The organism is Orrella daihaiensis (assembly GCF_022811525.1).
In the GTDB taxonomy this organism is placed as follows: Bacteria; Pseudomonadota; Gammaproteobacteria; order Burkholderiales; family Burkholderiaceae_B; genus Algicoccus; species Algicoccus daihaiensis.
Genome location: NZ_CP063982.1, coordinates 1670235 through 1693462 on the forward strand (window position 1 = coordinate 1670235; position 23228 = coordinate 1693462).

Genomic DNA, 23228 nt, shown 5'->3' on the forward strand with positions numbered 1-23228 from the left:
GAACTAGGCCTTGTTGTCTGGTTTAGACATCGTTGGCTCGGATTTGTCATCGAGTGACAGGTCGATATCTTTTAGCTTTTGCTCAAAATCTGCAGCGGCATGTTCAACCCGCTTGTCGTCAACATCCGGTTGCGACGATTTTTTCTTGGTGGCGCTTAACGCCCACGCCAAAATCAATGCAATCAGAGCCAGTAGCAAAGCAATTGCAGCAGTTGTGTTGTCGGTTACCCACTGGCCAACTTTGGTAAACATACCCACTGATACCTCAGAATTGGAGGACTGGCTGCTGGCAGATGATCCTTGTTCGGTCGAAGGCGATGAACCGGAAGCTTGTGAAGCAGGTTCCGACTTGCTTTCATTTACATTCGAAGCAGCACTTGCAGATGGGCCCCCTGCGTCACCCTTCGGCTGACCGCTAGCGAGCGTTGCCGCGTTTGCGTCGGCCTCACCGGCTGCTGCAGACTGCTGCGCACCATTTTGTGAATTCGTCGCAATCGCACCCTGTAAAGCGGTAATGTTTTGTTCGAGCGCCTGTTTACGTTCGAGCTCTTCAGTAAGCGCTTTTGCACGGGCAGCTTCAGTGTCCGCCTGGGCATCAGCCTGCGCCACTTGTGCACCTTGTTCGGCGGCCGTTAATCGTACCTGGTCATTAGCAGGCGGTGCAGGCTCAGTGCTGGCTTGCTCGACAGACCCTTGCTGCTGCTCTGTAGGCTGTAATGTTTGCGCACTTGCTTGGGCAGCAATTCCCTGATTGCCTTGACCAGTCCCGCGCGACTGCCTGAAGGCACGAACATGAGCCAAATACTGCGCCTTGGCAAACACGGGGTCAACCGCCCTAACTGCATCTGCATCAGGAATCCGCAAGGCTGCACCTGCCTTGAGCAAATTCATGTTCTCACGCAAAAAGGCATTGGGATTAGAACTGTACAAAGCCCAAAGTTGCTGATACAGGTTAGCACCTGACACTGGAAACTGTTCAGCAATACCAATTAAGGTGTCTCCGCGCTGCACGGTAATCTGATCTGCTGCCAAGCGAACTTTGGGTGGTGGCGGCACAATAATGCTCGCCTGTACAGTTCTGCTTGAAGCAGACGTGCTGACAGTCAGTAACACGTCAACCACCGTCGACTCGGTTACCTGAGCTGACCTTATCTCAACCACTCGAGAGCCCACTTGTCTGCCCGGCACAATCGACAAAGAGAGTGAATTTAATGGTACGGGCGGCTTTAATCCGGTGGCCTGCCATGCCGAAGCAGGCGCGATGTTTGCCACCAGCGAACTTGCCTCCTGCTCAGACATGTTCACAATCGGAACCTGTAGTACCAGTGGCTGACCGGGCGATGAAACCACACGGGAGTGCCCAACTTCAAAAGCCGCAGCGCTTGAGGCGCCAATCATGGCCATCACCGTTACAACAACAGCACACAGGGTGGCGGCTTTGGAAACCATCAAAGACGTGAGGAATTTCATCTTCTTATTCATCTCAGGAGCGATCAGGGTTAGAGCGGCCAAGGTTAAATGTCTAGCCAATCCGTCTCAGTTTGTTAGCTGAACTGATACTGAATGTAACAAAATCAACTCAATTGCGCTTAAGAACGATATTCAACATACGCCGCAATGGTTCAGCTGCCCCCCAGAGCAATTGATCCCCGACCGTAAAGGCACTGAGGAAGTTTGGACCCATGCTCATTTTGCGTAGTCGTCCGACGGGAATATCAAGCGTTCCCGTGACAGCTACCGGTGACAACTCCGACATCGTCGCCTCCCTAGAATTAGGGATCACTTTAGCCCAGGGCGTACCTTGATCGATGATCTGCGCAATTTCATCAAGTGGAACATCGCGCGTTAACTTGATCGTTAGCGCCTGACTATGGCAACGCATTGCCCCGACTCGCACGCATAGACCGTCGATGGCGATGGCTGGATCATCGAAACCCTCGCCTCGACCAAGGATCTTGTTGGTTTCAGCACCCGCTTTCCATTCCTCGCGCGACACGCCGTTACCAAGATCCTTATCGATCCAGGGAATCAAATTACCAGCAAGGGGTACACCAAAATTGTCGACTGGCAATTTGCCACTGCGTTGCAGTTCAAGGACGGTTTTGTCAATTTCTAAAATTGCACTAGCAGGATCAGCAAGCTTGTCACCCACGCACTCATTCAATAAGCCAAATTGAGTGAGCAGCTCCCGCATGTGCTGCGCCCCACCGCCGGAAGCAGCCTGATAGGTCATGCTGGTCATCCATTCGATCAGGCCGGCATGGAACAACCCTGCCAAGCCCATCAGCATGCAAGACACCGTGCAGTTACCACCCACGAAGTCTTTGATTCCTTTGCCCAGCGCGCTGTCGATCACCTGCCGATTCACTGGATCCAAAACGATCACCGCGTTGGGCTTCATGCGCAAAGTGCTAGCTGCATCAATCCAGTAACCATCCCAACCGGCCGCACGCAACTTCTCATGTACGGCGGTGGTGTAGTCGCCGCCCTGTGTCGTAACAATGATTGGTAGTTTTTTTAATGAATCGATGTCGTAGGCATCTTGCAGTGAGCTTGCACCAACCCAGTCCGGAGCTCGGCCCCCTACGTTGCTAGTAGAGAAGAAAACGGGGTTGATACCGGCGAAGTCATTTTCCTCGCGCATGCGCTGCATGAGCACAGAACCCACCATCCCGCGCCAACCAATAAATCCGACAGAAGAACTCATTTGTGATGTGCCTTAATGACAAAACAAACCACGCTAGCCATCGTGGTGGTAGCGTGATTGCCAAAAGTCACATCATACCTTGCTCAGTGCCTGCAACACAGCATCGCCCATCTGTGCAGTACTTACTTTTGTGGTTCCAGCCTCAAAAATGTCTGCAGTACGCAACCCTTGTGCTAGAACCTGACGCACGGCTGACTCAATTCGGTCTGCTGCACCGTCTTCATTGAGCGAGTAGCGCAACATCATCGCTGCTGAAAGCATCGTCGCCAGGGGATTGGCAATGCCTTGACCCGCGATATCCGGAGCGGATCCGTGGCTAGGCTCATAGAGCCCCTGCCCCGATTCATTCAAAGACGCAGAAGGCAACATGCCGATAGACCCAGTCAACATGGCGGCTTCGTCGGACAGGATGTCTCCAAACAGGTTACCCGTTACGATCACGTCAAACTCTTTGGGCGCACGTACAAGTTGCATCGCGGCATTGTCGACATACATGTGTGAAAGTTCAACCTCAGGATAGTCCTTGGCCACATCAATGACGATATCCCGCCAGAACTGTGACGTCTCCAGAACGTTGGCTTTGTCTACGCTGCACAGTTTGGAACGGCGTTTTTTAGCCGTCTGAAATCCAAGGTGTGCAATACGCCTGATTTCTGTTTCCGCGTAGCGCATGGTGTCAAAACCCTCACGCTCGCCAATAAATGACCCGTCGACAGCGGTTCTAACGCCGCGCGGTTGACCGAAATAAATGTCGCCGGTCAACTCCCGTAGAATAAGGATGTCTAAGCCGGCCACCACCTCTGGTTTTAATGAAGATGCGTTGGCCAGTTCAGGATACAAAATGGCAGGACGCAGGTTCGCAAATAGACCAAGCGCTTTACGCAATCCTAAAATCGCCTGTTCAGGCCGGTGTTCACGCGGCAGCTTGTCATACTTCCAATCACCAACTGCGCCGAATAAGATCGCATGACTAGACTTGGCCAGCTCAAGCGTTTGTGCAGGTAGCGGATGCCCATGCTCATCGTATGCCGCTCCTCCGACCAGCGCCTGCTCAACCTGAATCGACAGCCCCAGGGCGTGCAATACGCGCAACGCTTGCTCAACAATTTCCGGGCCAATACCGTCGCCCGCTAAAACAGCAATTTTGTGTGTCATACCCGCCCCTGAAGTGGCTGAACATCTAGCCAAGGCTGACGGGCCAGCCGCTCGGCCTCGAAGGCACGAATCTTGTCAGCATGCTTGAGAGTCAAACCAATATCATCCAAACCGTGAATCAGGCAATCTTTGCGAAATGGATCTACTGCAAAACCGAACTCACGCCCATCGCCGGTTCGAACGACCTGAGCTGGCAGATCCACTATGAGCTCATAGCCGTTAAAACCATTAACCTCATCAAATAGCCGCGCAACCTCCATCTCTGACAACACGATCGGTAGTAAGCCGTTCTTGAAACAGTTATTAAAGAAAATGTCAGCAAAGGATGGCGCGATCACGGCGCGAAAACCGTACTGCAATAACGCCCAAGGTGCGTGTTCACGGCTTGAGCCACAACCAAAATTTTTACGGGCCAATAAAATCGATGCGCCCTGATAACGCGGCTGATTCAATACAAAGTCCGGGTTAAGCGGACGTTTTGTGTTGTCCATACCCGGCTCACCGTGATCCAGATAGCGAAGCTCGTCAAAGAGGTTCGGACCAAACCCCGTGCGCTTGATCGATTTCAAAAACTGCTTCGGAATGATCAGATCAGTATCAACGTTCTCACGATCAAGCGGTGCAACGATGCCTTTGTGTACTGTAAATTTGTCCATTGCGATTCCTAACTTAATCCTCTAACGTCAACAAAATGGCCCTCGACGGCGGCAGCGGCCGCCATAGCAGGACTGACCAGGTGTGTGCGGCCTCCTTGGCCTTGTCTACCTTCAAAATTTCGATTTGAAGTTGATGCACAACGCTCGCCTGGCTCAAGTCGATCCGCGTTCATAGCCAAGCACATGGAACAGCCGGGCTCGCGCCATTCGAAACCGGATTCGATAAAAATCTTATCCAGACCCTCACGTTCAGCCTGCTGTTTCACCAAACCCGAACCGGGTACCACCATGGCTTGCTTGACATTGGCGGCAACGCGCTTGCCACGCACAACTGCAGCAGCCGCCCGTAGGTCTTCGATGCGTGAGTTGGTACACGAACCGATAAACACCTTGTCCACCTTGATCGATGTGATCGGAGTATTTGGCTCCAAACCCATGTACTGAAGTGCACGCTCCATGCCACTGCGGCGTGTGGCATCTTTCTCTTTGTCCGGATCCGGCACTCGAGCAGTTACCGGCAACACCATTTCAGGCGACGTACCCCAGGTCACCTGCGGCACGATATCAGCCGCGTTGATTTCAACTACCCGGTCGAAATGGGCGCCATCATCCGAATGCAGCGTACGCCAATACTGGACCGCCGCATCCCACATGGCCCCAGTTGGGGCAAATGGACGTCCGCGGAAATAATCAATGGTCTTGTCATCGACAGCCACCATGCCAGAGCGTGCTCCTGCCTCGATAGCCATATTGCATACGGTCATCCGACCTTCAACGGTGAGCTCTCGGATGGTTGTGCCACCAAATTCGATCGCATAGCCCGTGCCCCCAGCCGTACCAATTACGCCAATCACATGCAACACGACATCTTTGGCCGTGCAGCCAACTGGCAACTTGCCGTCAACTTTCACGAGCATGTTTTTGCTCTTCTTAGCCAGCAAAGTCTGCGTGGCCAGTACGTGCTCAACTTCTGATGTACCAATGCCGTGCGCTAACGCGCCGAAAGCGCCATGCGTACTGGTGTGGGAGTCGCCGCACACCACGGTCATGCCTGGCAATGTCGCACCCTGTTCGGGGCCAATGACATGCACAATCCCTTGGCGCAAATCATTCATTTTGAATTCGATCACGCCGAATTTTTCGCAATTCTTGTCCAGGGTATCGACTTGCAGCTTGGAAATCGGATCCGCAATCCCGCTATTTCTATCCAGCGTTGGCACGTTGTGATCCGCAACCGCCAAATTAGCGCTAACCCTCCAGGGCTTGCGACCTGCCATTTCAAGACCTTCGAATGCCTGAGGACTGGTCACCTCATGTAACAGGTGTCGATCAATATACAGAATGGCGGTACCGTCGGCTTCCTGGTGCACGACATGTGCATCCCACAATTTGTCATAGAGTGTTCGTTTCATGGCAGCAGTTCCAGCTCAATTTGCAACAAATACGGTTTAGCTAAAAAGACTCTTCACAACCAGTACTTGCGACGCGGGAGACCTCAAGAATTTGAACACGCCGCAAGAGCCTGGGTCACATAGGCTTTCGATTATGCCACGCAGTCTAGCCGCATTGAGCCCTATGTCGAAGGGCGTGATCCATGAGCACGATCGCTAGCAACGCTTCTGCGATCGGTGTAGCCCGGATGCCGACGCAAGGATCGTGTCGGCCTAGCGTTTGCACCGAAACAGGTTCTCCAGCTCGGTTGATAGAACGCCGTTCAATTCGAATGCTCGAGGTGGGCTTGATCGCCAGACTCACCGTCACATCTTGTCCAGTTGAAATACCGCCAAGTACGCCGCCTGCATTGTTTCCTAAAAACCCGTCAGGCGTCATTTCATCACCGTGCTCCGAACCACGCTGACTAATACTTTTAAAGCCAGCGCCAATTTCAACACCTTTGACAGCGTTCAGTCCCATCATGGCGTGGGCAATGTCGGCATCGAGCCGATCATAAATAGGCTCGCCCCAACCGGCGGGTACGCCACTGGCCACCACTTCAATGCGCGCGCCAATAGAGTCACCGTCCTTACGCAATTGATCCATGTACTGCTCAAGCGTCTCGATCACACTCGCGTTGGCGGCGAAAAATGAGTTATTGGGTACGTGGTCCCAACTCTCAAAAGGGATCTCGATTGTCCCAAGCTGGCTCATATAACCGCGTATAGAGGCACCGTGCACGGCTTTTAACCATTTTTTAGCGATGGCACCAGCCGCTACCGTGGGGGCCGTCAATCGAGCTGAAGATCGGCCACCGCCGCGAGGATCCCTGACATCAAACTTCTTCCAGTATGTGTAATCTGCGTGCCCAGGCCTGAACGTATCAACGATGTTGCTGTAGTCCTTGCTTCGGGCGTCTTGATTCCTGATCAAAAGACCAATGGGCGTACCAGTCGTTTTGCCTTCAAAAACACCGGAGAGGATTTCAACCTGATCTGGCTCCTGACGCTGTGTCACATGCCTGGACGTCCCTGGCCTGCGCCGGTCAAGCTCCACTTGGATGTCGGCCACCTCAAGCGCTAGACCTGGAGGGCAACCGTCAACGATGCAACCGATCGCTGGTCCATGCGATTCTCCAAAATTTGTGACACAAAATATTTTTCCTAGAGAGTTGCCTGACATATTTAGATCTTGTGAATGTTTTCCGGAACCGACTGATAGCCGCATTATGGCACTTAGCAAAGCGACTGCGTCTAGCCGGGTCGCCCAAAGATTGTCATCACGCCGCGTCCGAAAAGCAAGTCAAGCTCATTTTTTTGCTTTCTCGGCAGCTTTGGCGGCCAGTTTGGCCGGCCTGACGTAGAAAATTGCGGCAAAGAAAAATACCAGCGAGAGCAAGATTTCTAGCCACGCCAACGTAATACTAGGACCAGGCGGGTCAGACATGACACGGGTGGCGCCCTCCATTAAATAGAGCAACACAAGCATGGCTGCCCATTGCATGGTGTAGAGACTACCCTTCGCTACGCCTCGAAACGCAAACACCAAAGGTACCGCTTTGAGAAAAAGAAGCGTGCCACCCGGGCGCAGAGGCGCTAAAAAAATCTCCCAGGCCAAACACAGCAAAAACAGCAGCCAAAGGCTGACATTTGCAATCAGCTTTAATCGCTTGGACAATTTGATGGCCGAGTATTCTTGTTCAGTTGCTATCATGAATGCATTATTTTGCTAAACATATCTTGAGATTGCCATGACCGGTAACGCCCTGAATCATACTTGGCATACTGCGCGCCGCATAGCGACTGCCACGTTGAACGAAAACTTGTTGCATATCGCGGCTAGTTTGGCCTTCACCACGATCTTGGCAATCGTACCGCTACTGACAGTCACTCTGTCTCTGATGACGGCTTTCCCGATTTTTTCTGAATTTGAATCTTCACTACAACAGTTTCTGCGCCAGCAGTTCTTGCCGGAGGAATTTTCGGCAACTGTCATGCAATATTTGGATGAGTTTGTGAGTAAAGCCACCAGTCTGTCCGCAATTGGTGGTGGTTTTTTATTGGTCACGGCCATTTTGGTCATTATGTCGGTAGATGATGCATTAAATGATATTTGGCACGTCAAACGCCAGCGACCACTTGGCCAGCGTTTCCTGATTTACTGGGCTGTGCTCTCACTTGGCCCCATCATTTTGGGCGCCAGTCTTTGGGCGTCTTCATCCATGGTGCAGCAGGCATTATCTCTGGAAAGCGCAGATGGTCTTTTGCCTTGGCACGCCGTTGCCTCGTGGCTGCCATTTGTCATCAGCTGGCTTGGTTGCACACTGCTGTATCTAGCCGTACCCAATTGCCAGGTTGGTCTAGTCCCGTCCATCTTGGGTGGCTTAATTAGTACGCTTTTATTTCAGGCGATCAAATGGGGACTGGCGATTTATCTAGCCAACTTTCCAACCTACACCGTCATCTATGGTGCATTTTCGGTGCTGCCCACGTTTCTGATGTGGGTTTACTTATCATGGTTGGCTTTTTTATTCGGCGCTATCGTGGCAGCTAATTTGCCCCAACAACTGGCACAGAACCGTGAGGATGTGCACTTGCACCATGACAACATGCCGGCAGCCTCGTAAAATCCAAACATAAACGACCCATCAAATGTGCGCGGAGACCTACTATGCTCAAAGTCAGTGAAATCCTTAAGGTCAAAGGCAACACCTTATTCACCGCCACCCCAGATATGCCGGTGCACGAGGCTATCAGCACCATGAGCGAGCATGACATTGGATCGCTTGTGATCATGGAACATGGCACGTTGGTTGGCATGCTGACATTTCGAGAGATCTTGCGTCACCTTCACGCCAACCAAGGCAGTCTAGGCCAATACACCATCCGGGCGATCATGGACGACGCACCACTGAGCGTAACGCCAAATACTGAAGCTGACGAGTTGCAACGGTTAATGCTGTCGAAGCACTCCCGCTATATGCCTGTGATGGACGGCCCTACCCTGATGGGTGTGATTTCGTTTTATGACTTGGCCCAAGCCATCGTGGCTGCGCAACAGTTTGAGAACTCAATGCTAAAGGCCTACATCCGTGACTGGCCGTCTGAGCCTGAGCAACCCAAGGCCTAGCGAGCAGACCGGTGGCGCTAACCGCTGGTCGCGTGTGAGTGACTCACCTGTTGCCAAGCCTGCATCAGCAAGTGCGGGTCATTATCTGCCAGCAACCTTTGATCTGACAACATACGTCGCCACTGCCTGGCACCTCGTCGCCCTTGGGCCAAACCAAGCATCGTCCGAGCGATAACACGAAGCGGTACACCCCGTTGCACGTGAGTCGCAGCGTAATCCATCATGACTTGAACAACCTCGGACTGATCTGCCTCTGTCTTGCGATGCCCCAAGGCCACGGACAGACCGTCCAAAATGACAGGGTCATGCCAAGCCGATCGACCAAGCATCACGCCATCGAATTCTTCGAGTAATTCCACACATTGATCCACATCCGTCAAGCCCCCATTGAGCACGATGACTGCCTCCGGGAAATCTTGTCGCAGATTCGCGGCCTGATCATATCGCAGGGGGGGTATTTCCCGATTTTCTTTTGGTGATAGACCACCGAGTATGGCGTGTCGGGCGTGGACGATAAATACGCGGCAACCAATCGAATAAAGTTTCCCGACGAAATCACGTACGAAACCGTAATCCGTATCGCCATCCAGACCTAGTCGATGTTTGACGGTCACCGGCACCGAAACCGCGTCTTGCATAGCCTTCATGCAGTCAGCAACGAGCTCCGGTTCGCGCATAAGGCAGGCTCCAAAAGCACCTTTTTGAACTCGCTCCGAGGGACAGCCACAATTGAGATTAATTTCGTCATAGCCCCAGCGCTCGCCAATTTTTGCGCACGCGGCCAAATCCCGGGGCTCGCTACCGCCAAGTTGCAGCGCCACGGGGTGTTCTGCATCATTAAAGTCAAGATGTCGCCCCTGATCCCCAAAAATCAGAGCCCCCGTAGTCGTCATCTCGGTGTACAGCCTTGCTTTGGGCGCTAGAAGTCGATGAAAAAAACGGCAGTGCCGATCGGTTACATCGATCATGGGCGCCACACACAATTGCCAATCTTGGGGTTCAACAGATTTCATGTGCTCTATTTTAAGTCGATAGATCAAGACAGCGTTCTGTCGATTGCGCCTCGTCTACAATGCCACTACTGCGGCAAGTCGCTTGCAGCCACCACCATTTTTTGTAATTGACTATATGGCTGTCTTTACCCCAGTTAACGATGCCGACGCTAGCGAACTGCTCAAGGCCTACCGCCTAGGTGAACTCACCGGGCTCGAGGGAATCTCGGCCGGCATCGAAAACACCAATTACTTTCTCGACACCGAGCAGGGTCGATATGTGCTGACCATATTCGAGGTGCTAGGGATCGAACAACTGCCATTTTACGTCGAGCTAATGCATCACCTCGCAAGTCGGGATGTTCCTGTACCCATGCCACAGACCCGGGGCGACGGGCAGCGTATTTCCGTCTTACACGGCAAGCCGGCCATCATCGTCTCAAGACTGCCGGGCCAGTGGATAAAGCAGCCAAACGCCAATCACTGCGCATTGGCCGCCAGGACCATGGCACAGGCGCACTTGGCAGCTCGAGATTTTGAAATTCGCCAAACCAATCTGCGTGGGCTCGATTGGTGGCAAGCCACTGCACCGACTTTGACGGAGTTTTTAACAGCCAAACAACATGAGCTTCTGTGGCAAGCACTCGATGAGCAGATCCAGGCTAGGGACAATGGACTATTTGACCAATTGCCATCAGGTCCGGCTCATTGCGACTACTTTCGCGACAACGTCTTGTTCACGGGCACCAGCCAAGCCCCAAGCATGGGAGGCGTCATTGATTTCTATTTTGCTGGTTGCGATCACTGGATTTTTGACTTGGCTGTTGCTGTTAATGACTGGTGTATTGACCGAGCAACCGGTGAGCTTCTGCCAGATCTGGTGAATTCATGGATGAACGCCTACCAAAACGTGCGGCCACTGACTGAGCAGGAGAAGTTGCAATGGCCACTGATGCTGCGAGCAGCAGCATTACGTTTTTGGATTTCGCGTCTTTTTGATTACCATAGACCTCGACCAGCCGAGCAATTAATCCCGCATGACCCCACCCATTTCGAACGTATATTGACTCTCAGAATGACACAGGCAGCACCGCCTATCGCGGAGTTTTGAACATGCAGGCAGTATCTCTACCAGCGACCGCTGGATGGCAATGGATTATGGATGGCTGGGCACTATTTAAGCGACAGCCTATGGCGCTTTTTAGCTGGGCCATGTTTGTAACGTTGATATTGATTTTTGCCACGTTGACAGCCCCCATCGGTCCGTTACTGTTTATTGCGCTGATGCCTGCGATTACCTTGGTGACATTGTCAATTACCCGTCATGTCGCTGACGGCCGCAAGCTCCTGCCGAGCATGTGGATCGAACCACTTAAACCCAAGGGACTGTTTAAAAAACTGCTCATCCTCGGTGTTCTTTATGTGGGGATTTGCTTAGGTGTTGGGCTACTGGTATTTTTGCCCTTTTCTGGGCAACTTGGGGAGGCGATGCAGATACTGAGTGAGACACAGGACATGACGCCGCTGATCGAAACACTGCAAACACCGATGCTCCTGTTCGCTCTGTTTTACTTTCTCTTTGCGGCTCTATTTTGGTATTCACCCGTGCTCATTGGCTGGCATGGCACACCGATCGGTAAATCACTGTTCTTCAGTGCAATCGCATGCTGGCGCAACAAATGGGCATTTCTGGTCTACGGTGTGGCTTGGGCAGCGATATTTTTAGGCGCAGACCTGTTGGTGGGCATTGTCGTATCGCTAGGAATACCGTTAGACATCGCCGCTGCGCTACAACTGCCTTTCAATGTATTCCTGGGCAGTGTTCTATACGCTAGTTTTTATCCGACGTTTATCAAGGTGTTCAACAATAAAGGGATCTTGTCGCAGTAACAAGATTTCGCTGCGTATCTGCTCGAATGTTTCATTCGTCTTGCGTGCCATTTCAATGACATGTCGGGCTTTAAAGCAACCGTATACCCTTATAGGACTGGCATTGATTTGTTCTCTGACGATGCTGAAGTGTTTATCCAGGAAAACCAGAGAAAGCGGCTCACGCATGCCGAATGTATGAACACAATTGCACTTTGAGAGCAGCACAGCTTGTCGTGCACCGATGGGCTGGCTCAAATACAAACCAAGTAGACGGGACTTGAAGTTCTGGCAAATTGTGATGTCCAGCGAATGTGTGTGAAGCCTCAAAACAGGTCTCCCAAATTGATATAGATTGAAAAACCAAGCACCAGAAAAGTGCTCGGAAAAAAGCAAACCACCAGCGGCAGAAGCATCTTCACCGGAGCTTTTAATGCTTGTTTCTCAGCTTCCATCAGCCGCTCCTGGCGAAGTTGCTGACTATGCGCTTGCAAACTCGCTGCCATACCGCTACCAGACTGCTCGGCTTGTATCAACGCAACACAGATTCGTCTAAGAGCGGATGACTGAACCCGATCGAGCATTTGTTTAAATGCCTGAACTCGAGCAGTCCCAGAGCGCACCTGCAATAGCCATGTGCGCCAAAGATTTGCCAGCGCCGTCTTACCTTGAAAACCAAGCACAAGTTGTACGCCTGTTTGCAGATTCATCCCGGCTGACAAGCTCATGCTGAGCAAATCCAAAAATGGCGGCAACTGAATTGTCAATAAATGTTGTTGTTGCTTTATCCGTTGAGACAACCAAAGTCCAACAGCCAACCAACCGATCAAACAGCCAACGGGAATCCAGAACCATGCAAGCCCTATAAACATCACCACGCAGCCCGCCCCTAGTGCGACAACCAGTCGCAAAGCCCAAATATCTGTGACATGCCAGGCAGGCAAATTCGCCAGACAGATCTGTCTGGCATATCGTTCCCTGACCGTCCATCGCATCATCGGCTCGCATGCCTGTCGCCAAGGCGTGGACTGGACAGTGCCGGCAAGACCCGCTGCTGCCCATATCAGCATAAACACGGCAACCCCTGCCAGTATGGCAATGCCTAAAGACATCGAGTCCACTACTTTCCCCTTACACCGATAAAGCGACCGTGCGACGTAACCACCAAATGCCGAGCACTTCAAAAAAACCGATCACCAGCAAGACAATGTGTCCTTCGGTTGTATGTAACAATGCCTGGGCAAAGCTTGGATCCATGGCACCAAGAGCAGCCATCAATGCCAGCGGCATGGCGCCCATTACCCAGGCTTGTAGCCAACCTTGCGCCGTGAGCGCTGAAAGCCTTGCCTTGATTTGCTGGTTAGCTTGCATCGTATGACCAGTTTGCTCAAGCATCGCGGCCAGGGGCCCTCCTGTTTGCACTGCAACGCGCACAGTAATAGCCAGCAAATCCAGTGAGTCTGCAGCAAGACGGACAGCCAGCTGTTGAAAAGCATCGGGCGCACTCGCGCCCAATCTAATTTGTCGATTAACCACTGACATTTCTTGGGATAACGGCGGCAAAGCATGCATCACCAATCCTTGTAATGCCGCTGAAAAGCTAGATCCTGCTCGCATCGACCCGGCTAACGACATTAACGCCTCGGGTAGCTGCTGCTCAAAGGCTTTGATTCTTTGACGTCTTGCCCAGCCAATACCTAGGTTGGGCAGACACCAGCAGATCAACATGGCGATCAATCCCGCAATGATGCCAAGACCGGTCACCACCGCAATCACGCAAACTAATGTTCCTGTAATAAAAGCCGCTGGCCAAAGCAGCTTCAAATCCACAAACAGAAACAAGTCACGCAAGCGGTGTTCAGCTTCTGAGGTGTAGAGCGTTCGGTGGCGATCAAGCGCCAAGTACAGCGCTCTTTGAATCAGCCAAACAACCCATGCCACAGCGATAGCACCTGAGACCAACCATAACCAGTACAGTGGCATCAGTTAAGTGCTCCGCTTCGTGCAAACCATTGCTCAACCTTACACAGCTCACCACTTGTAACTGACATTCGCCATGACTGCAAAAAAGTAGGCGGCAAGCCCTGTGGCAGACAGCAGCCTTGAACTTGATCAAGTCGGACTAGGGGTTGCAATTGTATTTGCCCGGATTCAAGCCCTGTGATTTCGTCTACGGCGGTCACCATGCGACGTCCATCGGGCAATCGGGTTTGCTGAACCACTAGCTGAATAGCGCGCGCGATTTGATCCCGAATCGCAAGCAGTGGCAATTCTTTGCCTGCCATGAGCACCATGGTCTCAAGTCTCGACAGTGCATCTCTAGGACTATTGGCATGCAAGGTCGTGAGCGATCCATCATGTCCTGTGTTCATGGCCGCCAGCATGTCAATTGCCTCTGCCCCCCGACACTCACCAACTACGATTCGATCCGGACGCATGCGTAAGGCATTGCGCACCAGGTCGCGAATCGTAACTTCACCGTTGCCTTCAACGTTACGCGGCCTAGACTCTAGGCTAACCACGTGCGGATGCCCAATCTGTAGCTCGGCCGCATCTTCAATTGTGATAACTCTCTGGTGATGTGGGATCTGACTACCGAGAATATTGAGCAATGTAGTCTTTCCAGACCCCGTACCACCGGAGATCAGTATATTCAAGCGCTGCTGCACAGATACGCTCAAGAAATGACCTAGTTCCTGAGTCATTGACCCGAGACGAACAAGATCGGCTAGTTCTAGCCGCTTGGTCGGAAACTTACGGATAGTCAAACAGGCGCCATGCAAGGCTATTGGAGAGATCACTGCGTTAACACGCGATCCGTCCGCCAATCGGGCATCAACCATGGGCGACGCATCATCAATGCGTCGCCCAAGTGGATAAACAATTCTCTCAATGACGGTCCGCACCGCCGCATCATTCACAAAATGAACACTGTGCCTCTTCAGTCCCCCCTCGCGCTCAACATAAATCTGGTCGTGTCGGTTGACCATGATTTCGGACACAGATGGGTCTTCAATCAAAGGTTGTAAAACACCAAGCCCTGCCACATCACTCACAACGGCATCAATGGCTTGCTCCTGTTGAGCAACGCTCAGGCCTCGGCTATCACGAGCGAGTATTTCCCGAAGTATTTCCTGTGCTTTGCTCTTAAGAACTTGCTCTGGCAAGTTATTCAAATCGAGCTTACGCACATCGAGTAATGCAATAAGTTCTGCATGCAACTCAGACCGGATTTCAGGTGCCACCGTATCAGTGGATTGTTGCAAATCAATCTTGGTGCCATCTGACTGCATGCTGCCAAACGCCTGTTCTTGGCGGATAGGCTGAACCCATCTGAAACGTAAGCGACAAGGTCCAATCGTGACATCGTCAGTCGCTAGAAGAGGAAAGTGCTGAGCGCAGCGCAGACCATTGACACGCATCCCTAGCAAGCTGCCAAGATCTTCAATCTGCAGGAATTCGCCAAGCCTAGACACGCGTGCTTGCGTGCGGCCAACGCGCCAGTGCGCAAGACGAATTTCACACTCCGCATCTTTACCGATGACGGCGGGCACCGCCACCTCAAGCGCCTGCTCACGTCCGTCCTCATATCGAATATCAACCGATAACAATTTTTCTATACCCCTTTGGTGGTGAGCGTTAATCAAACGAATACGTGTTGCCGCGTCCAATGGCTCCACCCTGCTCCCATTGGGACAAAGCAGGATGAGCGGGATGCCATTGATGGGTCGAGGAATCGGGCTGGCCAGTGACTGGCACATTCAGGTTTCGTATCGGACCAATTTGCCAGTCCTCTACAGTCTGAGCCCTTGCCACACGAGCCATTAGATCGGGGTGGTCGGGCGTAACGATTACCGGCGTCAGAAATATTGCCAGTTCAACTTGACGCTGTTGGTCCGTATGCACACCAGCAAATCCTTGCTGGCCATCGACTTTCTCATGTGAAATGAATCCACCTAAGACCAATGTCTGACCAGACTTGACATTGAACTCCGTACTGGTCTTGCGCATCCGTATTGCAGGACCGGCTTCAGTGGATATAGTTGGATCAATTGAACTGACTTCAACATCAACCTTCGCCCGGATGGCACCGTGGCGGTCAATTTCCGGCGTGACGTTAAGCATCACACCATACTTCTTGAACAAAGTGGTTCGTTTACCGTCTTTGTCGACAAATGCATAGGGAACCTCCCCGCCCGCCTGGAAAGAGGCTGGCGAGCCACTACGCGCTAGTAATTGGGGCTGTGCCAATAGCACCGCCTGCCCGGATTGAGTCATCGACTGCAGTCGTGCCGTCAACAAGTCATTCATTCCAAACAATGCACCAGCTCCAGCCAGGGGACCTTCCTGTGTCATTTTGACACCAGCGCTACCGAGTTTGAAGGCAGCCCCAGCATACAGCCCGCCATTAGGTGATGATTGCCAATGCACACCAATCTCACGTAACTTATGTTGGGGCAACTCCAAAACCTTGACATCAAGCATGACCATTTGATCCCAAGCAATCGAGCTGGTGAGATCAACCACATCAGGGTATCGGGCCAGTAATTGATCAAGCCTTTTGCGAGTCTGCGATGAAACCTCCCTTCCCTCTATAACAATGTGTTGGCCAGCTAGCCTGGCCGATACGCCGGCAAACTCTTTTAGAACAGCCTGAACCTGAAGCAAACGTTGCTCAAGCCCAGCAGTTGTGATCGTCACCTGGTAGGCATGATGACCATTTTTATGCGTCCAGATATCCACCGTGGTGGAACCAACCTGTTTCGCAAACAGAATGACCTCGCTGGCAGAAACGGCATTGGCTTGTATTAACTGGCTATTGCCCACAGCAACCTGTTTGATACCCTCAAGGCGCACAACATGAGCACTGCCAGCCTCCAATGATAGAGAGGTTGGTTTGGCAAACGTATTGGCGCTTAACAAACCCAGTAAACCGAGCAACCAGCAAGCTTTCTTCATAGCCGACCCCGTGCTAAATCATGCCTACTACTTAATCTTTCTGCCTGATTGAAATCAGTGGTCAACAGATACTGACGTGTCGCCAAGCTTTGATCCTTGACCGCCTCTCTAGCCATCAAAACAGCAATAAACACCAGTAAAAACATTACCAATCTCATGGGAGTTGCTCCAGGACACTGCCGACGTCGCCATAAATAATCGCCGGCGGTTGCTCAGCACCCAGTGAAGGTGCTAGCCCCACAAACCCTGCTAGATGATTTGCCTGGCCTACCTCGGACGCCGATTTTGTGTTGGTTGACAATTCTTGCTCTTGATCGAGCCTCAGTACGGCTGTCAAGACGCCACCTTGATTGGCGGAGACGAGTTTGACTGCCTGCTTTGCTGAAACGTCGAGCGTGACAGAGGTGACCGTTTGCTCACGCATTTCGTAGGGTGTATCAACCAGAGGTCGATCGGTTGCGAGAACACGGACTGCAGTCACTAGCAGCGTCGTCACCCGCTGCCCTTGGTGAGTAAACGTCACATAGAGATCGATCAGATCCCCGGACTCTAGCCTTCCTGATAAAGAACTCACATGATCAACAGGAATGGTAACTGCACGTCGCCCAGGAGCGAGCTGCTCGGATAACGCAGGTGGCTTAGGGTTGGCAAGAATAGATCGAGTTAGTGGCTGTCCAGCGATGACATCCTGCAACAGCAGCATACCCTCAAGATTCTGAGCCTGATCAGTCTCAAAACTATCTGCGCTAGCCCACGCCTGTGGCATTTCACGTAAAGACAGGTGGTCGAATGATAGGATTGTGCCGGCAGGCAACGACGTGGAAACCACCACGCGAGTAACCATGTCTTGTCTAGATCGCTCGTCAAGGTCCTGTATGCGCCTGTTCAAGTAATGATGCACACCCCAAATCGTCACAATGCCAAGAACAAGCGGCAATGCAAAGCGCTTGGTTAGTGATAACCAGCGTTCCTTGTTTTGAGCCAAGATTATTTCTCCTTAGATGGTACCGCGCGTATCCGAGACACTAAAACCGCAAAACCTTTGTCCTCATGTTGGACTGGCGCCCAAAAAAGAGCCCACGCCAAATCGTGATGATCACCGCTAAAGATGAGCTGCCCTAGCCGCTTTTCCATGATGATGGGTTCGTCTATCTCAGCCATCCAGTGTTGGAACCAAGATACAAATGAACCTCTGCCACATAACCACTCATGTCGCACGCACGCTTGGCCGACCTGACGTTCGACAGCGGGCTCGTCACACAGTGACAGGCTGCGTAACGCAGCATGAGGCAATGCATCCCAGGTATTGCAGGCGCCAGTTTCACCCGTGACAGAGAGCACCAGAAGTCCTGACCATAGGCAAATAAACCATTTCATCTCTACCTTGGCCTCAAATAGGCCTCTGGCGTTGATCCTTGCCATTGCCTTAACCACTCGGTAGGCGAACCCCTGCTTTCCCATGGGGCCTCCACTGCAGTAATTGTGGGTAGCAGGACATGCACAACGGCTTTGCTGGCAAATTCGGATTTACGCCAAAGTTGAGGCGCGCGCTCGATACGATCACTAACCGATTTATCCAGACTTGCTTGTCCTGCCCCAACCAGGCGCCAAGCTACCTGTGCAAATCTGCCTTCACCATGAATGCGGTGCCATTGCGGGTGTCCAACGGAAAACTCGCGCATGACCTGACTGTGCCAACGACTGACATGCGCTGTCGTGACCGATGCACCAGGCGGCAACTCGCGGTGATCAAGCGCGACTGCATCAGCTGCATTTTGTGCCACAAGCCACTGCGTTAACCATCGATATTGCCAACGTCCACTTGTATCGATCGCAACAAGCAAAACCACCAACAAAAGCAATACCACCACTGCTTCAGCCAGTACCTGCCCAGACTGTTTACTAGCACTTAACTGTGCCTCAACGCGTTGCCACATTTCTTGCCATCCAAAATGGTTGAAATAGATTTGGAATTTCAGAGCGCTGATCCAATCTTGGCTGAAACCGATCGTAATAAGCCTCGGCGACTGAGGTCGCTGATAAAGCTGCGCCCCAATCTGATTGCACGCTTAAAAGACCCTTGATGCGAAGCCCAAGCTTAAGCATTGGATCCTTTAAACTATCGAGACGCTGAGCAACGGATACTTTGGTTCGCAACTGTTGCCCTTGGCGCAACACATAGGGCTGCACTCGACTATGAGCGCGCCAACGCAACTGTGTTTTGTATCCCCAACCGTCTGCTAGCACGTTGGCAAAGCCGTGGAACATAGCAGTCAGTGCAAATTGAGATGTAAACCAACGAAAAAAAGTAATTTTTCGGAAGTCATCCGGAAAATCTCCAGCATCAGCCAATGACTGATCCCAGTCACTTAGACCGGTTGCCTTGCCGGCATTACTTTTGATATTGGCAAAACCCATCGGGTACTCGCGCCAGTAACAAAGCACAATTTTTAAGCCACGCACTGCGTGAAACGACAATGTATCCGTGGCTTGCCACAGCCCATCCACTTCGAAGCTCGAGTCTCCCCTGCGTCGCAGGTTATGCCGCAAATGGGGACACTTTGGATCAACTACCCACCAACTAATAGCTGTATCGCTTCGCTTTTGAAGGTACTGGTGCTGATTGATGGTCTGATTAAACCAATGACGCCAGACTGAATCGGTAGGATGGATGGTCTGGAGACCAAGATCACGAATTGGCATTTCAACCTGAACGTCTAGGCGTGGCGAAGCAGTATCTTTTTTACTGATGTTTCGATCGAGCACCGCCCAGACAATGGCACGAGTATCATGCTCAACGTTGGACAACAAAGACTTTCTGGCCCGCTTGAGCTCACCTGTGATGGCTTGATCGTGCCGCCGAAAAGCCGCATGCAGCTGATGCACCCCCTGTAATGTCGATCCCGCGACACTAAATTGTGAAGCCGCATAAGCGGCAGCATGATGCGGACCAAACATCATGGCAATTAGATAGACCGGGGGGTTAAAGCGGGTGAATCGAATGCTCATTTCTCGACGCATTTTTTCCGCGCTAGCAATCGTTAGTAAATGCGCCATGGCAACCTGGTGAGCCATTACGGTGCGATTCAAATAAGCATGCGCATTAAGCAATCGGGCATGGTGCTGAGCAGCAGCCAAGCTAGCCGCATCTGTTGATTGCTCGAGCACATGCTGCGCCATCAACAGCTGCGATAGGGAGGCCCGCTGTTGCCAGGCGATCGCAGCCACACTGGCAATCGCAATTGCCAGCACCAAAGCCGCACCTTTTTGTCTTGATTTACGCATGCCACTAACCGTTAGCGGCTCGCCGCGCCGTAATCTTTTAATGACTTATTTTTGATTTGCTTGTTTGCTTCGCCGGCTGCTTTGCGAGCGCTTGATATAGCTTTGCTTGAACTCTCGCCTGCCAACTCATTGGCAATGGCGGCAGTCTGAGATCGAATTACACGCCCGAACGATTGATAAACCGCAATGGCGGCCACCGCAACGAGTGCCACGATGATGATGTACTCGGTCATGCCTTGACCACGCTGTCGATCGCGCCGCTTACGACTGTCCTTGGGTTTGGGTGCGCGATGTGGCGTCGGTACTAGTTGTGCAGATTGTGACAAACGCATACTGCCTTCCTTTTTGGTTGGTTTCAAAAAAGACAACAGTCTGCACAAGTACAACCATCCATTCAATTCGCAAAAATACGCAATGCTTCAAAATTTGAACCCAAATAGTCCTCAAATCACTGCGATGACTCCATCGACAATGGAATCGTGACGGGTCCGTCATTGATGAGACTTACTTTCATGTCTGCCCCAAATCTCCCGGATTGAACCACCAAGCCAGTAGCTCTTGCTTGCTCGATCAAACAGTCATAAAGACGCTTGGCAATCGCTGGCTCCGCTGCCCCGCTGTAGCTTGGTCGATTTCCTTTTGAGGTGTCGGCAACCAGCGTAAACTGCGACACGATGAGCAGATCACCCCCTACGTCGAGCACTGAACGATTCATCTTGCCTTGATCATCCGAGAAAATACGTAGCTTGGTAACCTTGTCAATCAGTCGCTGACTAGTAACCTCATCGTCGTCGTGTTCAGCACAAACCAACAAAAGCAAGCCAGGACCTATTTGGCCAACGACTTCATCGGCCACTGCCACACTTGCAGATTGAACTCGTTGTAAAAGCACTTTCATTTGCGATGTTTGCTCCAACTGACAGTGCAGTTAAACAACCACTGAAACACTGCGTTAAACTTTGACCAGTAAGCTGTGAGTCTCACTCTAACAAACTTATTGGCTACGCGACATCATGAAAATAGCGATCGCAGGCACCGGCTACGTCGGTTTATCAAATGCCGTTTTGTTGTCTCAGCACAACGAGGTCATAGCCTTTGACATTGACGCTACCAAAGTCGACCAGATCAACAGGCGTGAATCACCTATCCAAGATACTGAACTAGAACATTACCTAAGCCACCATCCGCTGCGATTGCAGGCTACGCTGGATAAAACACACGCCTACAGCAATGCTGACTACGTGATTATCGCTACACCGACCGACTACGACCCCCAGAACAATTACTTTGACACGAGTTCAGTAGAATCTGTAATCAAGGACGTCATCACGGTCAATCCAAATGCCGTCATGGTCATTAAATCAACCGTCCCGGTAGGATTTACCGTGCGGGCCCGCGCCCAGTACCAAACTGAACAATTGCTGTTCTCACCAGAATTTCTGCGTGAAGGCAAAGCGCTCTACGACAACTTGTATCCCAGCCGGATCGTTGTTGGAGAAGACACTGCGAGAGCCCATCAGTTTGCTGAACTACTGAAACAAGGTGCCATCAAATCAGACATTCCTGTGCTGTTTACAGGCAGTACCGAGGCCGAGGCCATTAAGCTGTTTGCCAACACTTATCTGGCCATGCGCGTGGCTTACTTCAATGAACTCGACACTTATGCCGCTTCGCATGGTTTGAATCCACGAGAAATTATCGACGGGGTATGTCTTGACCCACGCATAGGCAGTCACTACAACAACCCTTCCTTTGGTTATGGGGGATACTGCCTGCCAAAAGACACCAAGCAAATGCTAGCCAACTACAAAGACATCCCGCAAAACCTGATAAACGCGATTGTCGAAGCCAACAGCACTCGCAAAGACTTTGTGGCATTCGATATCCTGAAGCGTAATCCGAAAGTGGTGGGTATTTATCGTCTGGTGATGAAAGCCGGATCTGACAACTACAGATCAAGCTCAGTTCAAGGCATCATGAAACGTCTGAAAGGCAAAGGTGTGGAGGTCATTGTTTATGAACCGGTGCTCAAAGACTCTGAGTTTTATCGCTCCAAAGTGATTTCTGATTTAGCGACGTTTAAACAGATGTCTGATGTGATTGTGGCTAATCGGATTACCGATGAGATCCGTGATGTTGAGCAAAAGGTTTACAGTCGAGATCTTTTTTATAGCGATATCTAGCGGCTCAAGCCACAACCCATATTAGTGACTCTTTATTCAAAACGATCATTAAAGCGTTTTGTCCGACTCAGTTTTCGCTGACCAAGCCTGATCTTTTGCTCAATACGACGTTCGACAGAGGCCTTCGTTGGTCGAGTGAGCTGACGTTGTTTGGGCACCTCATACGCCTTGGCCACCAATACGTTCAGGCGTCTGAGCGCTTCGTCTTGATTTTTAGCAAGGCTTCGAAACTTCTGCGATTTAATCGTGACGATCCCTTCGCGATTGATGTGGTGATCTCGCATTTGTAGAAACCGCTGCTTCACTTCAAACGGCAAGGCAGAGGCCATAATGTTGAATTGCAAATGAACTGCATTCGATACTTTGTTGACATTCTGTCCACCGGGCCCTTGTGCACGAATGGCTGTCATTTGAACCTCATCTGCAGTAATCAGTCGAATGACAGCCATGGGATCCTCGGCGAGCGATAGCGAATTACTTAGATTGAAGTTCCAGCGCATTTTTAGCCACATCCGGATCGAGCATCAATTCGTAATACATGCGCAAGCATCCGAGCGTTGCAGGCAGATTGGGATAAGCCGTTTTGATCATGGCCGAAGCCAAAGCGCCGTCACTGGCCCCCGATGCCAGTAGTGCCGCAAACAGATCTGTGCTCGTCGATCCACTAAATGCATCACGCACGAAACGTTTCTCAACCGCACCACACACCGATCCTGTATCTTCATTAAATTGAGGGTAAAAATAGGCAGTGGCAAGAACCAACAGTAAGGCGATCAGCAGTTTCATGGTGTTATCTCAGTAATTTTTAGCCAAACTTTGGCCTTATTTTTAAATGCAGTTTTAATGCCGACAGTCGGGG

General features: G+C 51.5%; 26 protein-coding genes. 5 read left to right on the plus strand and 21 right to left on the minus strand.

The window, feature by feature from the left end; translation table 11 throughout:
• Positions 1 to 3: 3 nt before the first annotated feature.
• From DHf2319_RS07685 to DHf2319_RS07715, 7 genes are all read right to left on the minus strand, one after another.
• Entirely contained in the window at positions 4 to 1470 is a 1467-nt protein-coding gene (locus DHf2319_RS07685) for a type IV pilus assembly protein FimV (RefSeq protein ID WP_243477578.1), read from the minus strand.
• Between the two features lie 109 nt (positions 1471 to 1579).
• A complete protein-coding gene (gene asd / locus DHf2319_RS07690; protein ID WP_243477579.1) occupies positions 1580 to 2707 on the minus strand; it encodes an aspartate-semialdehyde dehydrogenase in 1128 nt (375 codons plus the stop codon).
• A 72-nt stretch (positions 2708 to 2779) separates the two neighbouring features.
• On the minus strand, positions 2780 to 3862 hold the full coding sequence (gene leuB, locus DHf2319_RS07695; RefSeq protein WP_243477580.1) for a 3-isopropylmalate dehydrogenase: 1083 nt from the start codon (positions 3860 to 3862) through the stop codon (positions 2780 to 2782).
• Positions 3859 to 4518, minus strand: a complete 660-nt coding sequence (leuD, locus tag DHf2319_RS07700) for a 3-isopropylmalate dehydratase small subunit (protein WP_243477581.1) — start codon at positions 4516 to 4518, stop codon at positions 3859 to 3861. The genes leuB and leuD overlap by 4 nt, the downstream gene beginning before the upstream one ends.
• A gap of 8 nt (positions 4519 to 4526) precedes the next feature.
• Positions 4527 to 5930: a 3-isopropylmalate dehydratase large subunit gene (leuC, locus tag DHf2319_RS07705; protein WP_243477582.1), complete on the minus strand. Its 1404-nt coding sequence runs from the start codon at positions 5928 to 5930 to the stop codon at positions 4527 to 4529.
• Positions 5931 to 6075: 145 nt separating this feature from the next.
• On the minus strand, positions 6076 to 7134 hold the full coding sequence (aroC, locus tag DHf2319_RS07710; RefSeq protein WP_243477583.1) for a chorismate synthase: 1059 nt from the start codon (positions 7132 to 7134) through the stop codon (positions 6076 to 6078).
• Between the two features lie 126 nt (positions 7135 to 7260).
• On the minus strand, positions 7261 to 7665 hold the full coding sequence (locus tag DHf2319_RS07715; RefSeq protein WP_243477584.1) for a DUF2069 domain-containing protein: 405 nt from the start codon (positions 7663 to 7665) through the stop codon (positions 7261 to 7263).
• A gap of 37 nt (positions 7666 to 7702) precedes the next feature.
• On the opposite strand from DHf2319_RS07715, the gene DHf2319_RS07720 reads away from it, so the two are divergent.
• The gene (locus DHf2319_RS07720; RefSeq protein WP_243477585.1) at positions 7703 to 8578 is read left to right on the plus strand and encodes a YihY family inner membrane protein; all 876 of its coding nucleotides are present in this window, start codon (positions 7703 to 7705) and stop codon (positions 8576 to 8578) included.
• A gap of 44 nt (positions 8579 to 8622) precedes the next feature.
• Positions 8623 to 9081: a CBS domain-containing protein gene (locus DHf2319_RS07725; protein ID WP_243477586.1), complete on the plus strand. Its 459-nt coding sequence runs from the start codon at positions 8623 to 8625 to the stop codon at positions 9079 to 9081.
• Positions 9082 to 9098: 17 nt separating this feature from the next.
• On the opposite strand, the gene dusA is transcribed toward DHf2319_RS07725, so the two are convergent.
• The gene (gene dusA / locus DHf2319_RS07730) at positions 9099 to 10094 is read right to left on the minus strand and encodes a tRNA dihydrouridine(20/20a) synthase DusA (RefSeq protein ID WP_243477587.1); all 996 of its coding nucleotides are present in this window, start codon (positions 10092 to 10094) and stop codon (positions 9099 to 9101) included.
• Between the two features lie 115 nt (positions 10095 to 10209).
• Between dusA and DHf2319_RS07735 the strand changes: the two genes are divergently transcribed.
• A complete protein-coding gene (locus DHf2319_RS07735) occupies positions 10210 to 11184 on the plus strand; it encodes a homoserine kinase (protein WP_243480056.1) in 975 nt (324 codons plus the stop codon).
• A 2-nt stretch (positions 11185 to 11186) separates the two neighbouring features.
• Positions 11187 to 11963, plus strand: a complete 777-nt coding sequence (locus tag DHf2319_RS07740) for a BPSS1780 family membrane protein (protein ID WP_243477588.1) — start codon at positions 11187 to 11189, stop codon at positions 11961 to 11963.
• Here the strand turns inward: DHf2319_RS07740 and DHf2319_RS13190 are convergent.
• The 11 genes from DHf2319_RS13190 to dtd form a co-directional block, all read right to left on the minus strand.
• Positions 11898 to 12338: a DUF192 domain-containing protein gene (locus DHf2319_RS13190; protein WP_369810169.1), complete on the minus strand. Its 441-nt coding sequence runs from the start codon at positions 12336 to 12338 to the stop codon at positions 11898 to 11900. The two genes, DHf2319_RS07740 and DHf2319_RS13190, sit on opposite strands and share 66 nt — an antisense overlap.
• The gene (locus DHf2319_RS07745; RefSeq protein ID WP_243480057.1) at positions 12269 to 13054 is read right to left on the minus strand and encodes a type II secretion system F family protein; all 786 of its coding nucleotides are present in this window, start codon (positions 13052 to 13054) and stop codon (positions 12269 to 12271) included. Before DHf2319_RS07745 ends, DHf2319_RS13190 begins: the two co-directional genes overlap by 70 nt.
• A 19-nt stretch (positions 13055 to 13073) precedes the next feature.
• Positions 13074 to 13925 (minus strand): type II secretion system F family protein, encoded by an 852-nt coding sequence (locus DHf2319_RS07750; protein ID WP_243477589.1) that lies wholly within the window; start codon positions 13923 to 13925, stop codon positions 13074 to 13076.
• A complete protein-coding gene (locus DHf2319_RS07755; RefSeq protein ID WP_243477590.1) occupies positions 13925 to 15622 on the minus strand; it encodes a TadA family conjugal transfer-associated ATPase in 1698 nt (565 codons plus the stop codon). Before DHf2319_RS07755 ends, DHf2319_RS07750 begins: the two co-directional genes overlap by 1 nt.
• Complete coding sequence (locus DHf2319_RS07760; RefSeq protein ID WP_243477591.1) at positions 15582 to 16901, minus strand: type II and III secretion system protein family protein; 1320 nt, start codon at positions 16899 to 16901, stop codon at positions 15582 to 15584. The genes DHf2319_RS07755 and DHf2319_RS07760 overlap by 41 nt, the downstream gene beginning before the upstream one ends.
• A gap of 154 nt (positions 16902 to 17055) precedes the next feature.
• The gene (cpaB, locus tag DHf2319_RS07765; RefSeq protein ID WP_243477592.1) at positions 17056 to 17886 is read right to left on the minus strand and encodes a Flp pilus assembly protein CpaB; all 831 of its coding nucleotides are present in this window, start codon (positions 17884 to 17886) and stop codon (positions 17056 to 17058) included.
• A gap of 2 nt (positions 17887 to 17888) precedes the next feature.
• Positions 17889 to 18278: a hypothetical protein gene (locus DHf2319_RS07770; RefSeq protein WP_243477593.1), complete on the minus strand. Its 390-nt coding sequence runs from the start codon at positions 18276 to 18278 to the stop codon at positions 17889 to 17891.
• A gap of 2 nt (positions 18279 to 18280) precedes the next feature.
• Positions 18281 to 18838 carry a hypothetical protein gene (locus DHf2319_RS07775; RefSeq protein WP_243477594.1) on the minus strand — a complete coding sequence of 186 codons (558 nt, stop codon included), beginning with the start codon at positions 18836 to 18838 and terminating at the stop codon, positions 18281 to 18283.
• Complete coding sequence (locus DHf2319_RS07780; RefSeq protein ID WP_243477595.1) at positions 18822 to 20186, minus strand: hypothetical protein; 1365 nt, start codon at positions 20184 to 20186, stop codon at positions 18822 to 18824. The genes DHf2319_RS07775 and DHf2319_RS07780 overlap by 17 nt, the downstream gene beginning before the upstream one ends.
• Positions 20187 to 20197: 11 nt before the next feature.
• Positions 20198 to 20419, minus strand: coding sequence for a hypothetical protein (locus DHf2319_RS07785; protein WP_243480058.1), 222 nt, complete (start codon positions 20417 to 20419; stop codon positions 20198 to 20200).
• A 215-nt stretch (positions 20420 to 20634) separates the two neighbouring features.
• The gene (gene dtd, locus DHf2319_RS07790; protein ID WP_243477596.1) at positions 20635 to 21084 is read right to left on the minus strand and encodes a D-aminoacyl-tRNA deacylase; all 450 of its coding nucleotides are present in this window, start codon (positions 21082 to 21084) and stop codon (positions 20635 to 20637) included.
• A gap of 115 nt (positions 21085 to 21199) precedes the next feature.
• On the opposite strand from dtd, the gene DHf2319_RS07795 reads away from it, so the two are divergent.
• The gene (locus DHf2319_RS07795; RefSeq protein WP_243477597.1) at positions 21200 to 22369 is read left to right on the plus strand and encodes a nucleotide sugar dehydrogenase; all 1170 of its coding nucleotides are present in this window, start codon (positions 21200 to 21202) and stop codon (positions 22367 to 22369) included.
• A gap of 32 nt (positions 22370 to 22401) precedes the next feature.
• Here DHf2319_RS07795 and arfB read toward each other — a convergent pair whose 3' ends face one another.
• Both arfB and DHf2319_RS07805 read right to left on the minus strand, forming a co-directional pair.
• A complete protein-coding gene (gene arfB, locus DHf2319_RS07800) occupies positions 22402 to 22818 on the minus strand; it encodes an alternative ribosome rescue aminoacyl-tRNA hydrolase ArfB (protein WP_243477598.1) in 417 nt (138 codons plus the stop codon).
• Positions 22819 to 22843: 25 nt separating this feature from the next.
• Positions 22844 to 23155 (minus strand): hypothetical protein, encoded by a 312-nt coding sequence (locus tag DHf2319_RS07805; RefSeq protein WP_243477599.1) that lies wholly within the window; start codon positions 23153 to 23155, stop codon positions 22844 to 22846.
• Positions 23156 to 23228 lie beyond the last annotated feature (73 nt).